The organism is Marinagarivorans sp. (genome assembly GCF_982758155.1).
Window position 1 is genome coordinate 1 of sequence record NZ_CEXWTU010000241.1, and the last position, 1,590, is coordinate 1,590.

Genomic DNA, 1,590 nt, shown 5'->3' on the forward strand with positions numbered 1-1,590 from the left:
TCGTCTAAGCGGTCGCCTCCGGTAAAGCGTCGCTTGCGAAACAGTTGGTCGTAACCAAAGGTGAGCGGGGATGTATCGAAGTTCACATCTTGGCCGTCATCGGTCACATTAAACAATTTTTCGTGATCGGTGTATTGGCGAAACAGGTAAAACAAGCGGGGTTCCAACGTTTGCTGGCCGTTGCCGTTTTCAAACACCAAGCCGCTATCTAAGCTGGCGTAATGCGTTGATAGTGCTGGCGTGCTGTCGGCGTCACTGCGCAACTGTGTTTCGTCGAGGTGATAGCTCATGCCCTGGATGCCCATACTCGGCTTAACGAAACCCCAGCTGGTATCACGTTGATAGTTGATCTGGTAATCGATGCGTGCACGATCACCCGTAATAATGGTATTGCCATTACTTAAACGTTGTTTGTCGCTGTGAGCAAAGCTGACGTACTCGTGATACAAGCTTGTGCCGAAATCACCTAAGCGATAATTGCCTTCGGCCTGGATTTGCGGCAGGCGGCGGTACGAATCATCCACGTCGACCAGTAAATTTTGTGCGTTATACGCATTGGCTGAGACATGCCAGTTGGTAAAGTCGTAGCCGAATTGAGCGGATTGCGTCAGATAGGTTTCATTGGCTACATTGAAGCTGGCGGCAGGGAGATCGCGCAGGAAGTCTATGTCACTAACTTCACCGTAACTAATATTGCTATACCAAGGTTGCTGAAAACCACCACGGTGATCAAATTGCATTAGCCAGCGGGTTTCATCCTTGTGCGGTCGCAATGTTTCTTCTGTTGCTGCGCCGCTCGCAATTAAAGCTTCTTCGTCGCTATTGTTGCCTCCACCATCTTTAGGTAAGGCAGAAAACTGTGCAATATTTTCACTGGTATAACCAAGGTGACGATACTCTAGTTCTAGCATGGCGCCGCGACCGGCCACGTAACGCGGGGTAATGGTGGCATCTTGGTTGGGGGCAATATTCCAATACCAAGGCTGGGCAATATCTAAACCGCCATCAACCGTACCGATGCTGGGCGTGAGCAAGCCGCTTTGTCGCGAGTTACCCAGTGGAAACCTTATATAGGGTGTGTAGAGGATAGGGAATCCCCCCACGTAAACGACGACATCACGGCCATAACCCTGAAGTGATTCTGGGTCGAGAGTCAGGCGTTTGCCGGCAAGTAGCCAAGCTTTATCATTAGGCTCGCAACTGGTAAAGGTACCGTCTTCGAGTATGAGCTTACCTGACGGCGCGTGTGCTAAGCGGCCAGCGGTGCCGCGCATATGACTGTCGTGGGCGACGAAGCTACCGTTTGTGAATTCGGCTTCGTTGCCGACCATGTTGACACTTGCGCTCTCACCGGTAATCAAGCTACCGGTTTGGCGAATGAAAACATCCCCAGTCATGGCGGCTTTTTCAGTGGTTTTGTTGAACAGCATGTGGTCCGCTTGGATAACACGCGTGCCTTGCTGAACGCGCACACCATCACCGAGTTCTATGTGCGTTTCGTTCATATCAGCGCTGCCCGCTTCTATTTCGATTAGCGTGTTGGCGGGGTCTGGTGCTGGTTGATTGGCAAAGGGGTCGACGTAGGTGCCG

General features: G+C 51.6%; 1 protein-coding gene. It reads right to left on the reverse strand.

Going from position 1 to position 1,590, the window contains the following annotated elements; genetic code table 11:
* The coding region (locus AC3A8L_RS18325; protein ID WP_487963730.1) for an LPS-assembly protein LptD at positions 1 to 1,590 on the reverse strand (1,590 nt) is incomplete at both ends.